Genomic DNA, 21,113 nt, shown 5'->3' on the forward strand with positions numbered 1-21,113 from the left:
GCGAGACGGCATTTATACCGCAGAGCGGCGCGGGCTGCTGGGCGTGCGTTGGCTGCGAGGCTTCTCATGACGCTGCACTTTTAAGCCTCGCCCTTTCGCGTAAATCAACCCCGGCTAATCACACGCTTGCGCCCTTCCTTCACCTGCGCCAGATGCGCATCGTCCCAGTCATGGAAACCCGCGCCGCTGCGCACGCCGACACGCCCTGCTTCGACCTGCTCACGCAATAGGTCGAGCACGTCTTCGTCCTTGGCCAGTTCCGGCATCAGATGAGAAGCGATATCGAGGAAGGTGTCGAGGCCGCCCATGTCCGCGCCTTCGAGCGGTCCGACGATCCCCCAGCGGCGACCCAGCGACGCCTTCATCACGCGATCGACCACGTCCGGCGTCGCCGCGCCCGAGCGCACGATATTCAACGCCTCGCGCAGCACCGCGAACTGCAACCGGTTGCCGACGAAACCCGGAATCGCCTTCGCCAGCACTACGGGCTCCATGCCGATCGCGCTCATCAACGCTGCGGTCTGCTGCGTCACTTCGGGCGCGGTCGCCGTGCCCGGCACGACTTCGACGAGCGGAATCATGTGCGGCGGATTCCAGAAATGCGCGATCACAAAGCGGTCTTTCGCGTGCAACGGAGCGGCGAGTTGATCCGGAGGAAAACCGCTGGTGTTGCTCGCGAGAATCGCGTCGTCGGCCAGCAACTGGGTCAGCGCCGCATACAGGCGATGCTTCAATTCGAGGACCTCGGGAATCGCTTCGATCACGAATTGCGCCGATGCCATCATGTCGAGTTCCGCGTGCGTTTCGATGCGCGCCAGCGCCGCCCGTTTGGCCGCCTCGTCGATACGCCCGGCGTCGATCAGTTCGTCGAGCACCGCTTCCGCTTTCGGCGCGACGCTCGCGAGACGCGCCGGATCGACGTCGTGAACGATCGTCCTGTGTCCGTGCAATGCGCTTTGCGTCGCAATGCCGACGCCCATCAATCCCGTGCCCACTACGCCTATCGCTGCCTTGTCCAAACCGCTCTCCTGCTGCCATCGATAAAAGCGTTCAAGCATAGCGCAGCGCGCCGATTCGTAAGCCCGAACGTGACAAAGCCGGTCTTCCGCGAGGAAGGACCGGCTCTGTGGACTTCACGCCGACGCCGCGTCGTGCGGCGCCATCACGCGCGAATTAGTAGCGCTGGGGCGGACGATGGTCGTCGCGGTGATGCGGATCGTTGTCGTGCGGATGATGGCGCATCCAATCGTCATGGGCCCAATAGCGATGGCCGTCATAGTAACGATCGCCGTGCCAGCCGATATCAATCGACACGCCCACCGGCATCATGTGCGGTTGACCGTAGACCGCCGGTCCCGGGCCGTTTTCCACGACCACGCGTTCCTGAGCAAATGCGCTGCCGGCCGCGAGCAACGCGCCGCCCGCCAGCAAGGTTGCGATGATCGAACGCGATGTCTTGTTCAAGGTTTTCATAGTGACCTCCCATCAAAGTTTTGTATCAAGCCAGCGTCCGTGCTCAAGATCGACCTGGACCTGCAATTTCAGGCTCGAACCAGACGCCGTACGCTTGAGACCAACTTTAGCGGGGCAAACCGCATGAAGACGTGAGCACTTGTAAGCGCACATTTCATAGAAAGGGACGGATGGTCAAAGCGCATTTTGCCTGTCGCGCCCTGTCTACAAAGCCATGGGCCATGACTGGACCACGTGGGCTCGGCGGCCATCTTTCAGGCCCCGTTACATTCATTTCGGCCGGGAAATATTCGGAGACAAGCCCTCAGCGGCGAACGGGCCTGAAAAACAAAAAGCCACGGTACGCGTTTCGCGGACTGTGGCTTCAATAGTGATGCGATGCGCACCCGAAGTGCGCGCCCGTACGCGGTTGCTCCGCGCTTGGGCCGGTACGACTTGCTCTTAGTCGCTCAGCTTGACGCCGAACAACGTAGCTTGTGCTCTGCGCACGCGCTCTGCTTCGCGGCTACGCGCTTCGTACGAGTAGTCCGCATCCAGCGGCAGATGGGGCGACGCAAAGAGGTCGCTGACCTTTTGGAACAATGCAAAAATGAAGCTCATGGCGACTCCCGGTTAGTTACTGCATTTGCTAGGGTTTTCCCTTAATAAGAAGTATAGGGTTTTCCCTAGGAAAAAGCTAGTGCAATGCAGCAATTTCTCGGTGTGATGCGTTGTCGCAGGTATTTTTCACATGTTGCGTTGCATCATGACAACGTCCCTGTTTTTTAATTTCAGGGTCAAAAGGGCCGGCCTATTGCAGCGTGGTCGACACCGGCTTTCTACTGCGCACGGGCTTTGGGCTCGCCGCGGCCTTGCTCGGGTTGACCGCGGCGGCGTCGACGGCGCCTGGCGCCGTGCTGTCCGCGCGCATCAGCGTCGCGCTATTCACCGACACGATCAGACCCGGCAGCGTCCGCTCCGGATTGTCTTGCGGCTTGACCGCGGCGCCCGTCGCTGAAAACTCGACGTTCAACGCCCAGTGGCCCTCGTGGATGCCCTGATCGCGCAGAAGTGCGCCCAACAGTTCCTCGATGGAATATTTGTGTTCGCTAGTCGGCATGGTGGCTCCCGTCAGAAGATGCGCTGGCGTATCCGGTCCGGCTTCGCAACAGCGTTGAGAGTGTAGAACGTGGGGTTTGCATTGCGGCGTGGCGGAAACACGCGACGCCTTACGGCGTCTATCTGGTGAAACGGGGCGGTGGGCGGTGGGCGGTGGGCGGTGGGCGGAGGTAGGAAAGTGGATCGCCGCAACCGGCTTGACGCCGGCGCGGCGCGCACTGACTGTCAGTGCGGGGTAACCGCTTTCTGCTTATGTACATGCTGCGCTCGCGCGGCGCGCCTCGCATGCGCCGGCGTGGCGGTGGCTTGCTGTGGCGCGGCGGGCGCAGCCGCAGCCGCCTCGGAAGCGGCATTGGCGGCGGCTGCGGTCGCCATCGCCATGTGCGTGTCGAGCAAACTGGCCATCGCTGCCTGCTGGTTCTGCATCATCTGCTCAATCCGGTGCTGCTGGGCGGTGGTCTCGCGCGTGAGGCGCATCAGCAGCACGGTTTGCGTGATGCCGATCGCGACCGTCACCAGCAACGCGCCCACCACGATCGACAACATCCATTTCATGCGCCGCGAATGATCGGTCGCGGCGTGGCGCTGATCGGCGATCACGCCATAGAGCGCGTCCACGGTATCGGCGAAGGCGGTTGCCCGCGCGCGATCGAGTTCCGGCGCGGCGCGCAGCGCAGCCGCGGCTGCTTCGGCACGCCGGGCTTCCCGCCAAGGCGCGGCGAACGCGGCGTTAGCCTGCGCGGACGCCGATGAATTCATCGACGCCTCTGCGCCCGGCTTCGAACCTTCAGTAGCAGCGTCCGGTTGTGCCGACGCCGGTTCATCCGTTGTGCCCGCCGCGCCGCCCGCGACCGCAGCCGGTTCTTGCGAAGCCGAAGCCGAACCGGAAACCGAAGCCGAACCGGAAGCCGAGGCCGCCTTGGCAAAAGTCGCCGCGAAGCGTTGCGGCGCCTTGACACCGCCAGCGGTCGACGCAACCGCCGTGCCGACCATCCCATCCGGCTCGGCCGCCTGGCGCAGCGCGGTCACGCTGCGCGCCACGGTCGCTGCCGCCATCGCCGGGGCAAGCGGCGCCGATGCATCACGCGCCGGGGCCGCCGATTTCTCTTCGGCAAACGCGGCAGTGTCCGCTGCCGGCTTCGCATCGCCCAAAACCAGTTCGCCAGCCGGCGAAGCCACCACCAACGGCTCGATTTCGAGCCCGCTCAACAGCGCGTTGACCGGCACCGGTAGGTCGTCGGGCTTCGCAGCGCGTGGCGCACGGCGCGCAGCCCGTGCGTCCACCAACGCGTTGTCAGCGGCATCGGTCGCGCCGACCGCGGCCAACACCACATCGGGCAATTCGAAACCATGCAGCGTGCCTTGCCGGATGTCGATATTCATCGCTTCCAGCGTGGCGCGCGTGGGATCGTCGGGGAACAGATCGAGCGTGCTGTCGTCGCGGGAGGCGTTGCTCAGTTGCGCGAGGCGTTGTGCCGAGCGCGCGGCGCGCGCCAGCTTGTTTTCAGTTTCGGTCGAGACGGTGGCCTGGCGGCGCTTCTTCGAAGCGGCGCGCTGAGGCCGGGACTGCGGGGATGCTACGGAATCTGCCATAGAGAAAAAAGCGGTCGTCGCCGGAAAGCGGGCGCCGAGCACCGCTCGTCAATGCCGTTGGAATTTTTCGAGACCGCATTGTCGCATGGCCGCCCGCGCCCGCCGAAGCCATTCGGCGGGGATTTTCCGTTTTTAGGAAGCCGTGTCGTCCTGCCGGAACTGCTTGACGCCGTGCAGCTGACGCAAGCGCCCGCAGATCGCCTCATATTCCATATTCGACACGCGATGCAAGGTGATCACCACTTCATCGCACTCGGGCGCGTCCTCGCTTTGCTGCATCACGAACTGCTTGACGCGCGGGCTCGCGGCGCCGAGTTCGTCGTGCAGCGAGTGGAACGTCATGGCGCCGCGCTCGACGATCATCGTCAGTTGGCGCCGTTGCTTGACGGTGATGAAGCGGCGCTCAAGCGGCTTGATGCCGGCCAGGATAATCAGAATGATGATGGTCGCCGCGATCGCCGCTGTGTACAGCCCGCCGCCGACCGCAAGACCAATGGCGGCGACCGACCAGAGGCTCGCCGCCGTCGTCAGCCCGCGCACGATCTCGCCGCGCAGCAGGATCGAGCCCGCGCCGAGAAAGCCGATGCCCGACACCACCTGCGCGGCCATCCGCGAAGGATCGAGCACGACGTGGTCGCCGGTCAGCACTTCCGCGAAACCATACGCCGAGACGATCATGATCAGTGCCGAACCGACGCACACCAGCATGTGCGTGCGCAGCCCCGCGGCCCACGAAAGCCGCTCCCGCTCGAAGCCGATGACGCTGCCGAGCGCCGCGGCCACCATCAGACGGGCGATGAGTTCGAAATTCCCCAGCATTGTTTTTCCTCCTTACCGGAAATTATTTGAAGTAGTTTCCGCACCGGTGATGCAGTGCCAGTGTGACCCGTTTGCTTTATGCTAGGCCGCACATCGCGAGGCGGGTCGCACGGCTAGTCGCTGTCCTGATTTTGCGGTTGCCGGTTTGCAAAACAGGTAGCATCCACGCTCGTCGACAGGTTCGCCGGCAACTGCGCCGCGCTGAATCTCAGGCCGCGGAACAACAAACACGTCCGCCGTCGCTTCGCTTCGAAATACCCTGTTCGCCCCATTTGACTATGCAGAGCATGAACCCACCCGCCGCTTCCACCATCGCACTCGCTGCCAGTCTGCGCGATCACTTCGCCGGCGTGGTGCTGCCGATCTGGCGCGGCCCGGGTTTCAACACCGCACTGAAGCTGCCCTACGAAGCGGTCAGCGCCGAGAATCATCAGCCGCTGCCCGCCGAGCGCTACCGGGCGATGGCCTGCGCGCGGCAATTGTTCGTGTTCTCGCAAGCAGGCGACGCAGCCCATGCGCAGGTGTTGTTCGACTCGTTGATGCATACCTTTCAGGACACGCGCCACGGTGGATGGTTCTACAGCGTGGATGCGCAAGGCGCACCGCTCGACACCACCAAGGACCTGTACACGCACGCGTTCGTGGTGTTTGCGTGCGCGGAGTATGCCCGGCGGTCGGGCAATCACGACGCGCTGGAAATCGTGCATCGCACGTCCGCGCTGATCCAGTCGAACTTCGCCGCTGAGGACGATCTGTTCAACGCAGCGTTGACCGCGGATTTCGCCAGCGTGATGGGCACGCCGATCCAGAACCCCTTGATGCACCTGACCGAAGCCTGGCTGGCTGCTCGCGAAGCCACGCACGACAACGCTTTCGACGCCGCGCTGCGGCGCCTCGCCGGCGCAGTCGCGCGGCGCTTCGTGCATGCGCCCACGGGCTGCATCGCCGAATTGCCGATCGGCGCGGACGACAACCGTCTGGAACCCGGGCACCAGTTCGAATGGTTCTGGCTGGTCAAACAGGCGGGCGCCGTGTTCGAAGGCTCGGGTCTCGCCGAAGCGATGCCGCGTGCGTTCAGCTTCGCGGAGCAACATGGCGTGGACCAGGAAACCGGCGGCGTGTACGCCTCGCTCGACGAAACCGGCCGGATCAAGGACGCGACCCAACGGATCTGGGCCCAAACCGAATATCTACGCGCACTGGCGAGCCACGGCGAACCGGCGGCGCGCGCCGCGCTGCCCCGGCAAATCGAACTGTTCCAGCAACGGTTTCTGCGTCCGCAGGGCTGGTTCGAATGCAAAACGCCGGCGGGTGAAGTGGCGCGCGCCGACATGCCGTCGACCACGCCGTATCACCTCGCGACCGCCTACGAGGCATTGCCGGCCTGAACGCCGTCGGCAAATGTCTCACGACGCGCGGACGTCTCAACTTCGCTAGCCATCCTGGCCATGGCCAAGAAATTCGCCGAACCCTGGTATCGACCACCGCCTGCGGACGAAATCTGCCCGCTATGCGGCCGGCCAATCCCGGCGAGCCAACGCGACTTGCATCATTGGGTGCCGAAAACGAAAGGCGGCAAGGAAGTCGCCGCCTTGCACCGCATTTGCCATCGTCAGCTCCACGCGCTGTTTTCGGAAGCCGAATTGGCGCAGCGCTATTCGACGGTCGACGCGCTCCTCAGCGACGAGGCGGTACGCACCTTCGTCCGCTGGGTTCGCACTAAGCCGAATGATTTCTACGAGCGCACGCGCCGCAGCGGGCGCAAAAGCTAAGGGTCGAACGGCCAGGGACCGGACCGATCGCGAAGCCGGCTGAACGCCGGCCGCGATCTCACGACGGGACGAGGACACAAAAGCCGAACGCCCGGTCCATCAATACTCTTCGCGCTGCCAGGGGCTCCAGCCGCTGTCGGCAGATTTAAAACGCATATAAGTTGCGCTGTGCCCGGTGGGGGTGTCCGACGTGTCGCCGTGCGGCTTCTGATCGGTGACGTGGAGGGCGAAAGCCTGGCGGTCTTCGGTGTCGACCGTGATACGGCCGACCGGGTCCGGAGCGCCTTCTTGAGGTGATTTAGACTCCAAAATCGCCAGATAAGGGGTCAAACGACTCCAGAACGAGGTAAGTTCTTCTTGCAAATAATGTGTCAATGTTTTTCCTGGAAGAGTAATACGAGCAGTTTACCCTACCCGCGGGAACAGCCTTCCAATTGCTTTCCAGGCCTCAAAAAAGCCGGAGCCTGGGAATACCCGAATACTGGTTGATTGGCGTCCGTCATAAAGACGTGATACAACTCTCACTTCGCGCTCGATCACGTGTGTAGAAATAGCGGTCGCGAACGCAACACACAACATTTACTGGATTAAAAATGGCAACAGGTACTGTGAAGTGGTTTAACGATGCAAAGGGCTTTGGCTTCATCACGCCGGACGACGGCGGCGAAGACCTGTTCGCGCACTTTTCGGAAGTTCAAGGCAGCGGCTTCAAGTCCCTGCAGGAAAACCAAAAAGTGACGTTTGAAGTTAAGCAAGGCCCGAAGGGCAAGCAAGCTGCGAACATCCAGCCGGCCTAAGTACCGTCAGGTACGTTGAGGCACCCTTAGGCGCTTGCGTCTAATGCAAAATGGCCCGCTTCGGCGGGCCATTTTCTTTGTCTGACGTTTTCTTTTTGAGCGCTCGCGCGGTCTAAATTGCGCGCATACCCGACAACGAAAAATCGGCCGACTGCCCGCGTGTCTCGTCGATTTGTTGCATCCGCAACACAGATTCTGAAATTTCGAAGACGGAAACGGCCTGCTTCAATTGCTGCGTCTGCTGATGCAGCGAAGCCGCCGCCGCTGCAGCCTCTTCAACGAGCGCCGCGTTCTGCTGCGTCATCTCGTCCATCTGCACCACCGCCTGATTGACCTGCTCGATGCCCGTGCTCTGTTCGAGCGACGACGCGCTGATTTCCGCCATCATCTGCGTGACGCGCGAAATCGATGCGGACACGTTGCTCATCGCTGCGCCGGCGTGCTCGACCAGCGTCGAACCGCCCTGAATCTCGGCGACCGATTCGCTGATCAGGGTTTTGATTTCCTTCGCCGATTGCGCGCTGCGCTGCGCGAGGCCACGCACCTCGCCCGCCACCACGGCAAAGCCGCGCCCTTGCTCGCCCGCGCGGGCCGCTTCGACGGCCGCATTCAGCGCCAGGATGTTGGTCTGGAAGGCAATACCGTCGATCACCGAAATGATCTCGGCAATCTTGTCCGAACTCTGGGCAATGCCGCGCATCTTGTCGACCACCTCGTTGACCACTTCGCTGCCTCGCGAGGTTGCTTCGAGCGCGGTTTCGGCGAGCGCGTTGGCTTCACGGGCGTGTTCGGCGTTCTGGCGCACGGTAGCCGTCAGCTCCTCCATGCTCGACGCGGTTTCTTCGAGCGACGCCGCCTGGTTTTCGGTACGCGCCGACAGATCGGCGTTGCCGGTCGCGATTTCGTCGGCACCGAGGTGGATCGAGTCGGCGGATTCGCGCACGGTCTGCACGGTACGCGCCACGCTTGCCTGCATTTTCGCGAGGCCCGAGAACAGCCGGCCGATTTCATTGGTGCCGCGCGCGGCGATCGGCTGGTCGAGACGGCCTTGCGCGATACGGTCGAAGTGACGGCCTGCTTCTTCCAGCGGCGCCACCACGCCGCGGCGCAGCGCCGCGTACACGGCGAACGTGCCGGCCACCAGCGCCAGCAGGATCACGATGCTGACGGCGCGGAAGGTCGCCATGCGCGTATCGATCGAATCGAGCGACGCACGGCTCGCGGCGCTGCCGAACTGCACGAAGTTGTGCGACTCGCCGAGGTACGCGTCCTGGAACGACTGCGTCGGTTGATCGAGGAAGGCCTGAATGTTGTTCGAATCGAGAAACTGCACCAGCTCCGCGAGCGCGTCGTGCAGCTTCTTGTAGCGCTCGGCGAGCGCGGCGGCGCGGGTGGCGTTTTCGTCGCCGGTCTTCGGCGCGCTCATGAAGGCCGCGAACGACTGGTCGGCGGCCGTCAACTGTTCGCGGGCGTGCTGCACGATATCGGTCGGCTCAGAGCCGCCGCGCACCATGCGCGTACCGGCGCGCGACAGGTTGATGCGCGCGTCCATCAAATGCTGGGTCGTTTCGTTGACTGCGTCCACCTGCTTCAGGGCGATGTTCGACAGATCGCCCACGTCGTCATGCGTACGCGTGAGCGACCAGAACCCCAACCCCACCGTGACAAGCTGGAAAACGCAGAACGCGGCCAGAACACACAACAGGCCGGATGCGACCTTGATCTTGCTGAACATCGTGAATACCTGAAGACAAAGAATGACGGGACCTACGTCAGGGTTAACGGCATGAGCGCGCCGTGCTTGAGGCCAATTCCGTCAAAGATCGTCTTACGCCCCCTTTTCATCGGCCAACGTCACTATTGCGATCATTTCGCGCAACAATGCGCTGCGCAGATTACCGATTCACCTTGACGCGGTGCGTGCGCGCTTCCTAGAGTGGGTAGGGACTGCACGACGCAGGCCAGTGCGGATTGCCAATGCGGGCCACGCCCGAAGGAATCACAATGACCGACCTCCTCGACCGGGCGCGCGGCGCACTGCATGCCCAGCCGTTCAGCATGCTGTTAGGCGCAGAGTTGATGCACACAAGCACCAGCGAACTCACGCTGAGCTTGCGGATCCGCGACGAACTGCGGCAGCAGCACGGCTTCGTGCATGGCGGCGTCATCAGCTATCTCGCCGACAACGCGCTGACCTTCGCGGGCGCGCTGCTGCTCGGGCCGAAGGTCGTGACCGGGGAATACAAGATCAATTACCTGCGGCCGGCCATCAACGGCACGCTGATCGCTCGTGCGAAGGTCGTCTACGCGGGTCAGCATCAGGCGACCTGTCAATGCAACGTGTATGTGATGGAAGGCAATCGCGAGAAGCTGATTGCCGTCGCACAAGGCACGGTCAACCGGATCAGCGAGAACGGCGACCACGAACACCCGGGCTGACGCCGCCGCACCCCTTGGCTAAAGCACATTGCGCCGCCATGAAGGCGCTTGTCCACGTTTCGTCATTTAGCTAATATACGAAACGTTATCGATCCATGGCTCCGTTCGGCGCACCTCTTCATGACAGATGAACTCACCCGTATCAACGCGCTCGCCAACGCCAGTCGGCTCGCCGTCATGCGCTGGCTGAAAGAGCCGACGCGGCATTTCCCGTATCAGGACCACGCCGATATCGAAACGGTCGGCGTGTGCTGCACGTTTATCACCGACAAGCTCGGCATTGCGCCCGCCACCACCACGCGTCATATGCGCATCCTCGCCGACGCGGGACTCGTGCGCGCGCAGCGGATCGGCAAATTCACGTACTACAAGCGCATCGACGCCGAGTTGCAGAAGCTCGGCCGCGATCTCGCGAATCTTTAGGCGCGTGGTCTTCTTCAGGCTACCGCGCCATCACGTTATCGATACTTCAGGGAGCCACATGGACGAACTCGCACTTGCCGCCGACGCCGACCGACGCGCGCACGCTTACCTTGCCGGCATCGGCAAGCGCCGGGTGTTTCCGGACGCGGCCGCGCTCGCGCAACTCGCCGCCTTCGACGAAGCCTTCCCGCAACATGGCCACGCGCCCGCCGACGTGCTGCGTCTGCTCGACGAAAGTGGTTCGCCCGGCACGGTCGCCTCGAACGATCCGCGCTATTACGGCTTCGTGATCGGCGCAGTGCTGCCGGCTGCGGCGGCGGCCGAGCGTCTGATGGGCGCGTGGGACCAGTGCGCGTCGACCTTCGACAACTCGCCGGTCGCGGCTACGCTGGAGAAAATCGCGGCGCGCTGGGTGCTCGACGCGCTGGATCTGCCGCGCGAAGCGGCGATCGGCTTCGGCACCAGCGCGACGGCGTGCACGCTTGTTTGCGTCGCGGCCGCACGGCGCGCGCTGCTCGCGCGCAAGGGCTGGGATTTCGACAACGACGGCCTCGACGGCGCGCCGCCGGTGCGCGTCGTGATCTCCGAGATGGCTCACATCACGGTGAAGAAAGCGCTGCGCGTGCTCGGCTTCGGCATGAAGCGTGTGATCAGCGCGCCAGTCGATGAGCATGGCCGCATCGACCCCGCGCAGTTGCCGCCGCTCGACGACATGACGATCTTCTGCGTGCAAGCGGGCGAAGTTAACACCGGCGAGTTCGATCCGTTCGCGGAACTGATTCCGCGCGCCAAGGCGGCCGGCGCGTGGGTTCATGTGGATGGCGCGTTCGGTCTGTGGGCGCGAGCCTCGTCGAAACGGGCGCTGACCGATGGCATCGACGGCGCCGACAGTTGGACCACCGACGGCCACAAGTGGCTCAACACGCCCTACGACGGCGCCATGGCGATCTGCCGCGACGCGCAGGCGCTGTCGGCGGCGATGAACAGCGACGCGGTCTATCTGACGGGCGCGCATGACGCGCAGAAGAACGTGAACCTCGAGTTCTCGCGCCGTGCGCGTGGCATCCCGATCTGGGCGGCGCTGCGTTCGCTCGGGCGCAGCGGCGTGCAGGAGATGGTGGACCGGCATTGCGCGCAGGCTGCGCGGATCGCCGAAGGTCTGCGCGCCGCCGGGTTCGAGGTGCTGAACCGCGTGGTGCTGAACCAGGTGCTGGTGCGCGCGAAGGTCGACGCGCAGACGGTCGCGGTTCGCGAAGCGGCGCAGGCGTCGGGCGAAACGTGGTTCGGCCAGACCGTCTGGCAAGGCCGGCCGGCCTTTCGCATCAGCGTGTCGTCGTGGCGCACCGAAGACGCGCACGTCGATCAGTTAGTGGCGCTCCTTACGCGACTGCTCGCCGAACAGCGCGACTGAGCGGCGCGCCGAAGACGCGCACGTCGATCGCTTAGCCGCGCCGCCCGCGCGACTGCTCATGGAACAGCGCGAATAACGGCATCGGCGGATACAAAAAGGCGGTTCCTGCTCGACACAGGAACCGCCTCTCTTCATGTCTCGCGAAGCCCGCTAGCGTGAATCACTCCGCCGCGTACGTCTTCTGCGTTTGCTCGCCCAGACCTTCGATACCCAGACGTATCGTCTGGCCCGGCTTCAGGAACACCGGATTCGGCTTCACGCCCATGCCGACGCCCGGCGGCGTGCCGGTCGAAATCACGTCGCCCGGTTGCAGGCTCATGCACTGCGATACGTACGAAACCAGTTTCGCGACGCCGAACACCATCGTCTTCGTGTTGCCATTCTGATAGCGATGACCGTCCACTTCGAGCCACAGGCTCAGGTTCTGCGGATCGGCGACTTCGTCGCGCGTGACGACCCACGGGCCGATCGGGCCGAACGTGTCGAAGCCCTTGCCCTTGTCCCACGTGCCGCCCTTTTCGATCTGCCATTCGCGTTCCGACACGTCGTTGATCACGCAGTATCCGGCGACGTGATCGAGCGCGTTGGCTTCGTCGATATATTTCGCCGGCTTGCCGATCACCACGCCGAGTTCGACTTCCCAATCGGTTTTCTTCGAGCCGCGCGGAATTTCGACATCGTCGTTCGGGCCGCTGATCGCGCTCGTCCACTTGTTGAAGATGACCGGTTCGGCGGGCACCGGCAGATTCGATTCCGCCGCGTGATCCGCGTAGTTCAAGCCGATGCAGATGAACTTGCCGATCTTGCCGACGCACGGACCCAAGCGCGGATTGCCTTCGACCAGCGGCAGCGAGGCCGGATCGAGCGCGCGCAGTTTGGCGAGACCTTCGTCGGTCAGCGCGGCGCCGTCGATATCGGCGACCACGTTCGACAGATCACGAATCTTGCCTTGCGCGTCGAGCAAGCCCGGCTTTTCCTGGCCTTTCGGCCCATAACGAAGCAGTTTCATCCTGGCACTTCCTTTCAGTGGTGTTCGGTTCGTGGTTCAGCGTGCGTCGGCATACGTCGGCGTCTATCAGTTCGACCAGCCGCCGTCGATCACATGCGCGTGGCCCGTCGTAAACGACGACTCGTCGGACCCGAGATACAGCGCCAACGCGGCGATTTCTTCCGGCTTGCCGATGCGGCCCATCGGCTGACGCGCCACAAAGGCCGCCTGCACGGCGTCCAGCGACGCGCCTTGCGCCTGAGCCTGCGCGACGATCCGCTGTTCGAGCGACGGCGAAGCCACCGTGCCTGGGCAGATCGCGTTACAGCGTACACCACGCGTGATGAAGTCCGCAGCAACGGACTTGGTCAGCCCGATCACCGCGGCCTTGGAGGCGCTATACGCAAAGCGGTTCGGCACGCCCTTCACGCTCGACGCCGCCGACGACATGTTGATGATCGAGCCGCCGCCGTGGTCGAGCATGGCGGGCAGGAACGCGCGGATCATGCGGTACATCGCCTTTACGTTCAGGTCGAAGGCGAAGTCCCAATCCTCTTCGCTGCATTCGAGAATGTTGCCCGCGTGCACGAAGCCCGCGCAGTTGAACAGCACGTCGATCGCGCCGACTTCGGCGGCCAGCGCCTTGATCGCCACGTCGTCGCGCACGTCGAGCTTGCGCGCCTCGACCGGCTTGCCGGCGAGTCCGTCGATGCGGATATCCGTGGCGATCACACGCGCGCCTTCGCGTGCGAAGAGTTCGGCGGTGGCGAGTCCGATGCCTTGTCCTGCCGCCGTGATCAGGGCCGTCTTGCCGGCCAGTCTTTGTGTCATCTACGACTCCAGTTGAATGGGCTTTGCTTGTCTCTTTCGGAATTCACAGTCGATAAAACGCGGCGGCGTTGCCGCCGAAAACCGCTTCGCGCTCGGCGTCGCTCAAGGAGGCGAGCAAGGTGTTCGCCACCGAATGCCAGAGCAGATAATCGCCGTTCAGGTCGAGCACCGGCCAGTCGCTGCCCCACATCAAACGCGCCGGACCGAAGGACTTCAGCAGATGGTCGATATACGGGCGCAGCGTTTCCTCGGTCCAGCCGGGTGACGCCTCGGTGACGAGGCCCGACAGCTTGCAATGCACGTGCGGCAGTTGCGCGAGCCGCGTGATCGCGTCGGCCCAGCCTGGATAGCCCGCGCGTCCATAGCGGATGGGCGGCTTCGCCCCATGATCGACGACGATGCGCAGCGCCGGAAAGCGCGTCGCGAAAGTTTCGAACGGCTCGACGTGGCGCGCGTAAATCAATGCGTCGAAGGCGAGGTCGTGTGCAATCAGCGCTTTGATTGCCGGCGCGAGATCGGGGTTCGCGATCCACGTGTCGTCCGGCAAATCCTGCAGCATCGGCCGCACGCCCTTGAACTTCGGCTCATGCGCCAGCGCTTCGATCACCTGCGGCGCCGTGGGCAGCAACAACGGCACCCAGCCGACCACGCCCGCAATCGACGGCTCATGGCGCGCCAGGTCCAGTAAATAACGCGTTTCGTCGATGGTCGGCGCCGCCTGCACCACCACCGTCCGTTCGATGCCCGCGCGTTCGCGCAACGGCTTGAGATCCTCCGGGCCAAACGTCCGGTACAGGATTTTCAGTTCCGGCGTGAGCCACTCGTAATCGCCGCGAGCGGGATCCCAGTAGTGCTGGTGGGCATCGATAGGCATCGTCAACTCAATCCTCTGGCGCGGGCGCGCGGCTGTCGAGCAAACCTTCGTCCCGTAGCGCGGACCACAAGGCCGCGGGGATCGGCTTCTCGAACGACGCGGCGTTCTCGCGCAATTCATCGGCACTGCGCGCGCCGGTCAACACCGTGGCGACCGCCGGATGCGCATACGGAAACTGCAAGGCGGCGGCCGCGAGCGGCACGCCGTGCGCACGGCATACCGCTTCCAGCCGCGCGACGCGCTCGATCACTTCGGGCGGCGCCTCGCCGTAGTTGAATTTCAGATCGCCTTCGACGCCGCGCGCCAGAATGCCCGAGTTGAACGCGCCGCCTAACAGGATGCTGACGCCGCGTTTTTCACAGGCCGGCAACAGGTCGTCGAGCGTGGTCTGTTCGAGGAGCGTATAACGGCCCGCGAGCAACGCGCAATCGATATCGAACTCGGCCATCGCGTCGAGTATGACCGCGCCTTCGTTGACGCCGAGCCCGACCGCCTTGATCGCGCCAGTCGAGCGCAACGTGTTTAGCGCGCGAAAGCCGCCGCCTTCGGTCAGTTGCCGCCAGTAATGGGGATGCTTGTCGCCGTGCGTGACACGGCCGATATCGTGCACCAGCAGAATGTCGATATCGACGATGCCGAGGCGCTGCTGGCTGTCTTCGAACGAACGCAGAATGCCGTCGTGCGTGTAGTCGTAAATCGCTTCGAAGGGGAGCGGGTTTTGCCAGCCTTCCTTGTCGTCGAAAGGCGTGGTGCGCGGCACGAAACGGCGCCCCACCTTGGTGGACAACACATAGTCGGCGCGCGGATAGCGCCGCAAGGCATCGCCCAGACGATGCTCGGCTTTCGTGTTGCCATAATGCGGCGCGGTGTCGAAATAGCGCACGCCGGCGTCCCACGCGGCGGCGATGGTGGCGTGAGCTTCTTCGTCGGACAGATCGCGGTAGAGGCCGCCGAGCGGCGCCGTGCCGAGTCCCAAACCGGTCACCTGCAGCGGCCCGCGGCCGAGGTGGCGCCGTTGCCCGATCTTCGATCCGATCGTTGCGGTCATTGAGCGCGTCTCCAGTGTCGATCTGAGTTAGTGCTTCAGCACTTACTCAGATCTTATGCGGTGTCGACCTGAGTTAGCGCTTTAGCGCTTACTCAGATCCCATCCGCGCTTGTGTTTTACCATGCATGGGCGGGGTTTGCCCACGGTGTGTACAGACTGCTTGCCGCCAGGACCGCGCGGCTAGACGCAGCCGCTCAGTGCGGCTCGATCGCGACGACCCGATGCTGCACTGCGGCGCTCGACGGCAGGCAAGCCGGTCCAACCGGTTCGAACGTCTTGTACGTCAGGATGAATTCCTGATGACCCAGCGTCTCCGACTTCGAAGCGGCACCGCGCGACACCGCCACCGTTTGCTCGAACACTTCGCGGCCCACTTCGTCGAGCGTGCCGCGGCCTTCGAGAATGCGGCCTGCATCGACATCCATGTCGCCGGAGAGATTGCGATACGTCGTGGGATTCGCGCACACCTTGATCACCGGCGAGATCGCCGAGCCGACCACCGAGCCGCGTCCGGTCGTGAACAGAATCACATGCGCGCCGCAGGCGATCAGTTCGCCGATCTCCGCGTTGTCGCTGATGTTGGGGAAACCGAAGCGCGGCTCGCCATCCGGCACCACGTCGAGCAGATACAGGCCGCCGGTCGGCGGAATGTCGCCGGGCTTGATGATGCCGACAATCGGCGACGCCCCACTCTTCGCATATGCACCCAGCGATTTTTCTTCCTGCGTGGTGAGTCCGCCGTCCGCGTTGCCGACTGCGAAACTGCCGTGGCCGAGAATCGAGTAATAGCGCGCCGCCTTCGCGACGCAAGCCACGATTTCATCGCCGAGCGCCGGGCGCGCCGCGCGCGTCTTCATATGGAATTCGCAGCCCACCAGCTCGCCGGTTTCTTCGAAGATGCAGGTCGCACCCGCGTCGATCAGATGATCGAACGCGCGGCCCACCGCCGGATTCGCCGTGATGCCGCTGGTGCCGTCCGAGCCGCCGCAGATCGTGCCGATCACCAGTTCGCTCAGCGCCATCGGCACTTTCTGCTGCGCGGCGAGTTGCTTGCGCGCATCGCGAATCCAGTCGACGCCGTATTGAATCGTGCTGCGCGTGCCGCCCTTTTCCTGGATCGTCAGTACTTCGACGGGACGGCCGCTTGCGCGCACCACGTCCACCAGATAGTGCTTGTTCATGCTCTCGCAACCGAGCGACACGAATAGCACCGCGCCCACATTGGGATGCGTGGTGAGCCGCTCGAGCATTTTTTCGGCGTAGCCGTTCGGATAGCAGCCCGGAAAGCCGATCAGATGCACAGGCGGCTCGCGTTCGGCGGAAGGATCGTCGAAGGCGTCGAGCGGTTCGCGAAACTGCGTGACGATCTCGCGCGCGACGTGATGCGCGCACTCGACCAGATACGCCACCGCGACCACATTGCGGATGCCCTTGCGGCCGTCGCGACGCAGATAGCCCTGAAGCGTGGGCTGCTGCGCGGCGACAGGTAGAGATGCTACGGAAGTGTCAGTCATGATCGTTCCAGCGCGGCGCGAGGCCACGTCATTGTGCTCACATCAGTGATGGACGAATTCGTGGCCCGCGTCGTGCGTGTACGTCGGCAGGTAATCGCTTTCGAGGTTGTGCGTATGCAGATGCGCACCGCGTGCCACTGCTTCTGTCACGTGACCGATCACTGCACCGTAGCGCAGCACCTTGTCGTCCTTCGCGAGTTCATGGCGCGCCACCTTGTGACCGAGTTCGATGGTTTTAGTGAGCGTCACGCGCTCGCCTTCGATCTCGACCTGCGTGCCGCCGTCCAGGCGCGCCGCCGCGATCAGGCAGTTGTCGGCGGGGCTTAGCAGGATCAGGCGTGGGTCGGTTTGCAACGGGCGGCTGGTCAAATGAGTTCTCCGATGTGCATATGCATCAGTTCTGGCCTTCGCCGCTGGCGAGGCGCGCCACCATCAGCGAGCCCAGAATGATCGCGCCGTAGATCGCCTGAATCCAGAACGACGGCACCTGGGCAAGCGTCAGCAGGTTCTGTACGACGCCGAGCAGCAGCACGCCGGTGAGCGCGCCGAACATGGTGCCCTTGCCGCCGTCGAGGGAAATGCCGCCAATCACCGCCGCCGCGAACACCGTGAAAATCATGCCGTTGCCCTGGTTCGCATTGATCGCGCCGACATAGCCCGTCACGATCAAACCGCCCACCGAGGCAAGGATGCTGCCGAGCACGAATACGCCCCACGTGATGCGCTCCACGCGAATCCCCGCCGCGCGCGCCGCTTCCGGATTACCGCCGATGGCGTACAACGCGCGGCCCAGCCGGTGATAGCGCAGCATGAAGGCCGCGACTGCGAACGCCACCGCCGCGAGCCACACGGACAAAGGCAAGCCGAGCACGATGGTGGTCGCGAGCGCGAAGAACGACGTCGGCATATCGAACAGCGTGCCGCCCTTGGTTGCGCCGACCAGCATGCCGCGCAACACGATCAGCATGGCCAGCGTGACGATGAACGCATTGAGCCGCAAACGCACCACGAGAAAGCCGTTGATGAAGCCGATCACCGCGCCCACCACCACGATGGCGAGCAAGCCGGCTGCCGCCGGCCATTGCATGCCGAAGCCCGCGGACGCCGCCGGCATCACCAGCATCGCGCCCACGGCGGGCGCGATACCGACCGTCGATTCGAGCGACAGGTCGAACTTGCCGGTCAGCACGATCAGCGATTCGGCGAGCACGACGAGCGCCAACGCCGCCGACGCACCCAGCACGCTGATGAGGTTAGCCTTGGTCAGAAAGCTCGGGCTGACAAACGCGCCGATCACAATCAGCAGAGCCAGCGCGGGCAGCAACGCCAGTTCGCGCAGGCGCGCGAGTTCGGAGCGCGCACGTTTGCCGCGTGACGCCGGCGCGGCCAACTGCGGCTGAGCCTGAGCTTGCGCGGTGCCGAATGCAGGGCTGGGCACACTATTCTTCATGAAGACTGACTCCTTCAACGGATGCGATCAGGTCGTGGTCCTGCCAACCCGCGGGAAATTCGGCCGCGACACGGCCACGGAACATGACCAGCACGCGGTCACAGGTGCGCAGATCGTCGAGTTCGCCGGACACGACCAGCACGGCCTTGCCCTCTTCGCGCACGCGATCCACGACGGAGAGCAACGCTTCCTTCGATTTCACATCGACGCCCGCGGTGGGATCGATCAGCACGAGCACATTAGGATTGGTGGCGAGCGCACGCGCCATCACCACCTTTTGCTGATTGCCGCCGGACAGACCCGACACGACATGCTCCGGACCTTGCGCGACGATGCCGAGCGCGTCGATCATCTTCTGGCCGAAGGCGTTCTTCTTCGCGGGCGGCGCGATGCCGAATTTGCCAAGCACCCGCGCGATCGTCATCGATGCGTTTTCCGCGACCGATTGCGTGAGCACGAGCCCTTCGTGATGCCGATCCTTCGGCACGCAGCCGATGCCGTGCGCGAGCGCCGCGGGCACATCGCCAGGCGGCAAGATTGCGCCATCGACGCTGATCGTGCCGCGTTTGGCCGCGCGCAGGCCGGCAATCGCTTCGGCCACGCTCGTACGGCCGCTGCTCGTCGCGCCGGTCAAGCCGACAACTTCGCCACGCTTGACGGTGAACGACACGGCTTCGTAATCGGCGCCGGCCAGTTCTTCGACTTCCAGCGCGATCGCCGTATCGGCGGGCAACTTGGCGCGCGCCGCCGCATCGGCGACGGCGAGACCGCCGCGTTCGCCGGTCATCGCTTCGATCAGCTGCTCGCGCGGCAACGCGGAAACCGGCGCGCTGACAATATGCCGCGCGTCGCGCAGCACCGTCACGGCCTGGCAGATTTCGTACACTTCCTGAAGATGATGCGAGATGAAGAGGAACGTCACGCCCTCGCGCTGCAACTCGCTGATGCGCCGGAACAAACGCTTGATCTCGTCGCCATCGAGTTGCGCGGTCGGTTCGTCGAGAATGATGAAGCGCGCGCCGTACGACAGCGCGCGCGCAATCTCCACCAGTTGCCGCGCTTCCACCGACAGGTCGCCGGCGCGGGCATCTTCACGCACGTCGATCTTCCAGTGATCGAGCAACGCGCGCGCGTCGCGCCGCATGGCTTGCCAATCGATCACGCCGCCGCGCAACGGCTGCCGATTGATGAACAGATTCTCCGCCACGCTCAGATCGCGGATGATCGTCGAATGTTGATAGACGCACGCCACGCGCTCGCGCCAGGCGTCGCGATCCGCGATCGACGGCGCGGCCGCGCCGCTGAAACGCACCTCGCCGGTGTCGGGCTTGCGCAGGCCGGTGAGGATCGACACCAGCGTCGATTTACCCGCGCCGTTGCGCCCGACAAGCGCGTGCGACTCGCCGGGCATCACGCGGATGCTCACGTCTTGCAGCGCGGCCGTCGAGCCGAAGCGCTTGGTCACTGCAAGCGCTTCGACGACGGGCACGGAGGGCGTGAGCTCGCTCATTTGACCGTATTGCCCCACAAGGCTTTGTCGTCGACGTTCGATTTCGTCACGAGCGGTGCGGGCAATTGGTCTTCCAGAATGCCTGGCGCCAACTGGATGATGTTGCTGCCATGATCGGTCGGGCCCGGCTTGAAGGTCTGACCTGCCAACGCCGCCTTGATATAGAACAGCCCGTATTTCGCGTATGAGTCGGCGGGCTGCGACACGGTCGCGTCGATATCGCCGCGGCGGATCGCGTCGAACTCCTGAGGAATGCCGTCGTTGCTGACGATCACGACATGCTTCGCATCGCCGGCGGGAAACAGCATCTGCTTGCGACGCAAGGTTTGCAGCGTCGGCGACAGATAGACGCCGCCTGCCTGCATGTAGATCGCCTTCACGTCGGGATTCGCGGTCAGCAGACTGTCGAGCGCAGTGGCCGCGACGTCACCCTTCCAGCTCGCCGGAATTTCCAGCAGCGACAAACCCGGATAGCCCTTCAGGCACGAGCGGAATGCTTCAGACCGGTCGCGTCCGTTGACCGATGCCAGGTCGCCCATGATCTGCACGACCTTGCCCGACTTCACGTGATCGCCGATGTACTTGCAGGCCTTCTCGCCGTACGCGTGATTGTCGGCGCGCACCACCATCGCGACCTTGCCTTGCGTCGGCGCGACGTCCACGGCGACGACCGGCACATTCTTCGCCGCGGCGGCGTCGAGCGCGCGGCTGATCGCCGCCGAATCCAGCGGGCCGACCACGATGCCCTTCGCCCCGAGGTTCAGCAGGTTGTTCATGTCCGTGATCTGCTGGACGGGATCGCCATTCGAATTGACCGGCGCGAGGATGTCGAGGCCGCTCTCTTTCGCATACTTGGGCAGATAGTTGTTGTACGACTGCCAGAACGGCGACGTCAGCAGCGGCAGACCGAGGCCGATCTTGCCAGAGTCGGCGGCTTGCGCGGCGCCCGTCACGGCGAGGCCGGCGAGGCACGCAGCGGCTGCTGTGACGGAGAGCGGAGTGCGGAACAAACGGCGGGCCGTGAGCGGCCCTTTCGCGAACGACATGGTTGTCTCCAGATATGCGTTGTGGGA

23 protein-coding genes are annotated in these 21,113 nt (G+C 64.0%); 6 read left to right on the forward strand and 17 right to left on the reverse strand.

Annotation, left to right across the window (positions count from 1 at the left end):
- Positions 1–104 precede the first annotated feature (104 nt).
- From HF916_RS27470 to HF916_RS27495, 6 genes are all read right to left on the reverse strand, one after another.
- Positions 105–980 (reverse strand): 3-hydroxyacyl-CoA dehydrogenase family protein, encoded by an 876-nt coding sequence (locus HF916_RS27470; protein ID WP_240975634.1) that lies wholly within the window; start codon positions 978–980, stop codon positions 105–107.
- Positions 981–1,173: 193 nt separating this feature from the next.
- Positions 1,174–1,473, reverse strand: a complete 300-nt coding sequence (locus HF916_RS27475) for a hypothetical protein (protein WP_168791873.1) — start codon at positions 1,471–1,473, stop codon at positions 1,174–1,176.
- A gap of 441 nt (positions 1,474–1,914) precedes the next feature.
- Positions 1,915–2,073, reverse strand: a complete 159-nt coding sequence (locus HF916_RS27480) for a hypothetical protein (protein WP_165924046.1) — start codon at positions 2,071–2,073, stop codon at positions 1,915–1,917.
- A 190-nt stretch (positions 2,074–2,263) separates the two neighbouring features.
- On the reverse strand, positions 2,264–2,572 hold the full coding sequence (locus tag HF916_RS27485) for a hypothetical protein (protein WP_168791874.1): 309 nt from the start codon (positions 2,570–2,572) through the stop codon (positions 2,264–2,266).
- Between the two features lie 224 nt (positions 2,573–2,796).
- The gene (locus HF916_RS27490; RefSeq protein WP_168791875.1) at positions 2,797–4,164 is read right to left on the reverse strand and encodes a hypothetical protein; all 1,368 of its coding nucleotides are present in this window, start codon (positions 4,162–4,164) and stop codon (positions 2,797–2,799) included.
- 132 nt (positions 4,165–4,296) lie between these two features.
- Entirely contained in the window at positions 4,297–4,983 is a 687-nt protein-coding gene (locus tag HF916_RS27495) for an MgtC/SapB family protein (RefSeq protein WP_168791876.1), read from the reverse strand.
- A gap of 278 nt (positions 4,984–5,261) precedes the next feature.
- On the opposite strand from HF916_RS27495, the gene HF916_RS27500 reads away from it, so the two are divergent.
- Together HF916_RS27500 and HF916_RS27505 are read left to right on the forward strand one after the other, a co-directional pair.
- Complete coding sequence (locus tag HF916_RS27500; RefSeq protein ID WP_168791877.1) at positions 5,262–6,371, forward strand: AGE family epimerase/isomerase; 1,110 nt, start codon at positions 5,262–5,264, stop codon at positions 6,369–6,371.
- A 60-nt stretch (positions 6,372–6,431) separates the two neighbouring features.
- Entirely contained in the window at positions 6,432–6,755 is a 324-nt protein-coding gene (locus HF916_RS27505; RefSeq protein ID WP_168791878.1) for an HNH endonuclease, read from the forward strand.
- A gap of 99 nt (positions 6,756–6,854) precedes the next feature.
- Here HF916_RS27505 and HF916_RS27510 read toward each other — a convergent pair whose 3' ends face one another.
- The gene (locus HF916_RS27510; RefSeq protein WP_012428697.1) at positions 6,855–7,130 is read right to left on the reverse strand and encodes a hypothetical protein; all 276 of its coding nucleotides are present in this window, start codon (positions 7,128–7,130) and stop codon (positions 6,855–6,857) included.
- 218 nt (positions 7,131–7,348) lie between these two features.
- On the opposite strand from HF916_RS27510, the gene HF916_RS27515 reads away from it, so the two are divergent.
- Positions 7,349–7,552 (forward strand): cold-shock protein, encoded by a 204-nt coding sequence (locus HF916_RS27515; protein ID WP_007178724.1) that lies wholly within the window; start codon positions 7,349–7,351, stop codon positions 7,550–7,552.
- 112 nt (positions 7,553–7,664) lie between these two features.
- Here the strand turns inward: HF916_RS27515 and HF916_RS27520 are convergent, their stop codons facing one another.
- Complete coding sequence (locus tag HF916_RS27520; protein ID WP_168791879.1) at positions 7,665–9,287, reverse strand: methyl-accepting chemotaxis protein; 1,623 nt, start codon at positions 9,285–9,287, stop codon at positions 7,665–7,667.
- Positions 9,288–9,556: 269 nt separating this feature from the next.
- Between HF916_RS27520 and HF916_RS27525 the strand changes: the two genes are divergently transcribed.
- From HF916_RS27525 to HF916_RS27535, 3 genes are all read left to right on the forward strand, one after another.
- Positions 9,557–9,991, forward strand: coding sequence for a PaaI family thioesterase (locus HF916_RS27525; RefSeq protein WP_168791880.1), 435 nt, complete (start codon positions 9,557–9,559; stop codon positions 9,989–9,991).
- 120 nt (positions 9,992–10,111) lie between these two features.
- Positions 10,112–10,414 (forward strand): ArsR/SmtB family transcription factor, encoded by a 303-nt coding sequence (locus HF916_RS27530; protein ID WP_106281679.1) that lies wholly within the window; start codon positions 10,112–10,114, stop codon positions 10,412–10,414.
- 58 nt (positions 10,415–10,472) lie between these two features.
- Positions 10,473–11,825, forward strand: coding sequence for a pyridoxal phosphate-dependent decarboxylase family protein (locus tag HF916_RS27535; protein WP_168791881.1), 1,353 nt, complete (start codon positions 10,473–10,475; stop codon positions 11,823–11,825).
- Between the two features lie 160 nt (positions 11,826–11,985).
- On the opposite strand, the gene HF916_RS27540 is transcribed toward HF916_RS27535, so the two are convergent.
- The 9 genes from HF916_RS27540 to HF916_RS27580 form a co-directional block, all read right to left on the reverse strand.
- On the reverse strand, positions 11,986–12,834 hold the full coding sequence (locus HF916_RS27540; RefSeq protein WP_168791882.1) for an ureidoglycolate lyase: 849 nt from the start codon (positions 12,832–12,834) through the stop codon (positions 11,986–11,988).
- Between the two features lie 66 nt (positions 12,835–12,900).
- Positions 12,901–13,644, reverse strand: coding sequence for an SDR family oxidoreductase (locus tag HF916_RS27545; protein ID WP_168791883.1), 744 nt, complete (start codon positions 13,642–13,644; stop codon positions 12,901–12,903).
- A gap of 43 nt (positions 13,645–13,687) precedes the next feature.
- Complete coding sequence (locus HF916_RS27550; protein WP_168791884.1) at positions 13,688–14,518, reverse strand: amidohydrolase family protein; 831 nt, start codon at positions 14,516–14,518, stop codon at positions 13,688–13,690.
- A 7-nt stretch (positions 14,519–14,525) separates the two neighbouring features.
- Positions 14,526–15,566, reverse strand: a complete 1,041-nt coding sequence (locus HF916_RS27555; RefSeq protein ID WP_168791885.1) for an aldo/keto reductase — start codon at positions 15,564–15,566, stop codon at positions 14,526–14,528.
- A 194-nt stretch (positions 15,567–15,760) separates the two neighbouring features.
- Complete coding sequence (locus HF916_RS27560; RefSeq protein ID WP_168791886.1) at positions 15,761–17,080, reverse strand: UxaA family hydrolase; 1,320 nt, start codon at positions 17,078–17,080, stop codon at positions 15,761–15,763.
- Between the two features lie 42 nt (positions 17,081–17,122).
- A complete protein-coding gene (locus HF916_RS27565) occupies positions 17,123–17,449 on the reverse strand; it encodes a UxaA family hydrolase (RefSeq protein WP_168791887.1) in 327 nt (108 codons plus the stop codon).
- A 25-nt stretch (positions 17,450–17,474) separates the two neighbouring features.
- On the reverse strand, positions 17,475–18,530 hold the full coding sequence (locus HF916_RS27570; RefSeq protein ID WP_168791888.1) for an ABC transporter permease: 1,056 nt from the start codon (positions 18,528–18,530) through the stop codon (positions 17,475–17,477).
- Entirely contained in the window at positions 18,520–20,040 is a 1,521-nt protein-coding gene (locus tag HF916_RS27575) for a sugar ABC transporter ATP-binding protein (protein ID WP_168791889.1), read from the reverse strand. The genes HF916_RS27570 and HF916_RS27575 overlap by 11 nt, the downstream gene beginning before the upstream one ends.
- Positions 20,037–21,086, reverse strand: a complete 1,050-nt coding sequence (locus HF916_RS27580; RefSeq protein ID WP_168791890.1) for a sugar ABC transporter substrate-binding protein — start codon at positions 21,084–21,086, stop codon at positions 20,037–20,039. The genes HF916_RS27575 and HF916_RS27580 overlap by 4 nt, the downstream gene beginning before the upstream one ends.
- Positions 21,087–21,113: the final 27 nt, after the last annotated feature.

It is taken from the genome of Paraburkholderia aromaticivorans (genome assembly GCF_012689525.1).
In the GTDB taxonomy this organism is placed as follows: Bacteria; Pseudomonadota; Gammaproteobacteria; order Burkholderiales; family Burkholderiaceae; genus Paraburkholderia; species Paraburkholderia aromaticivorans_A.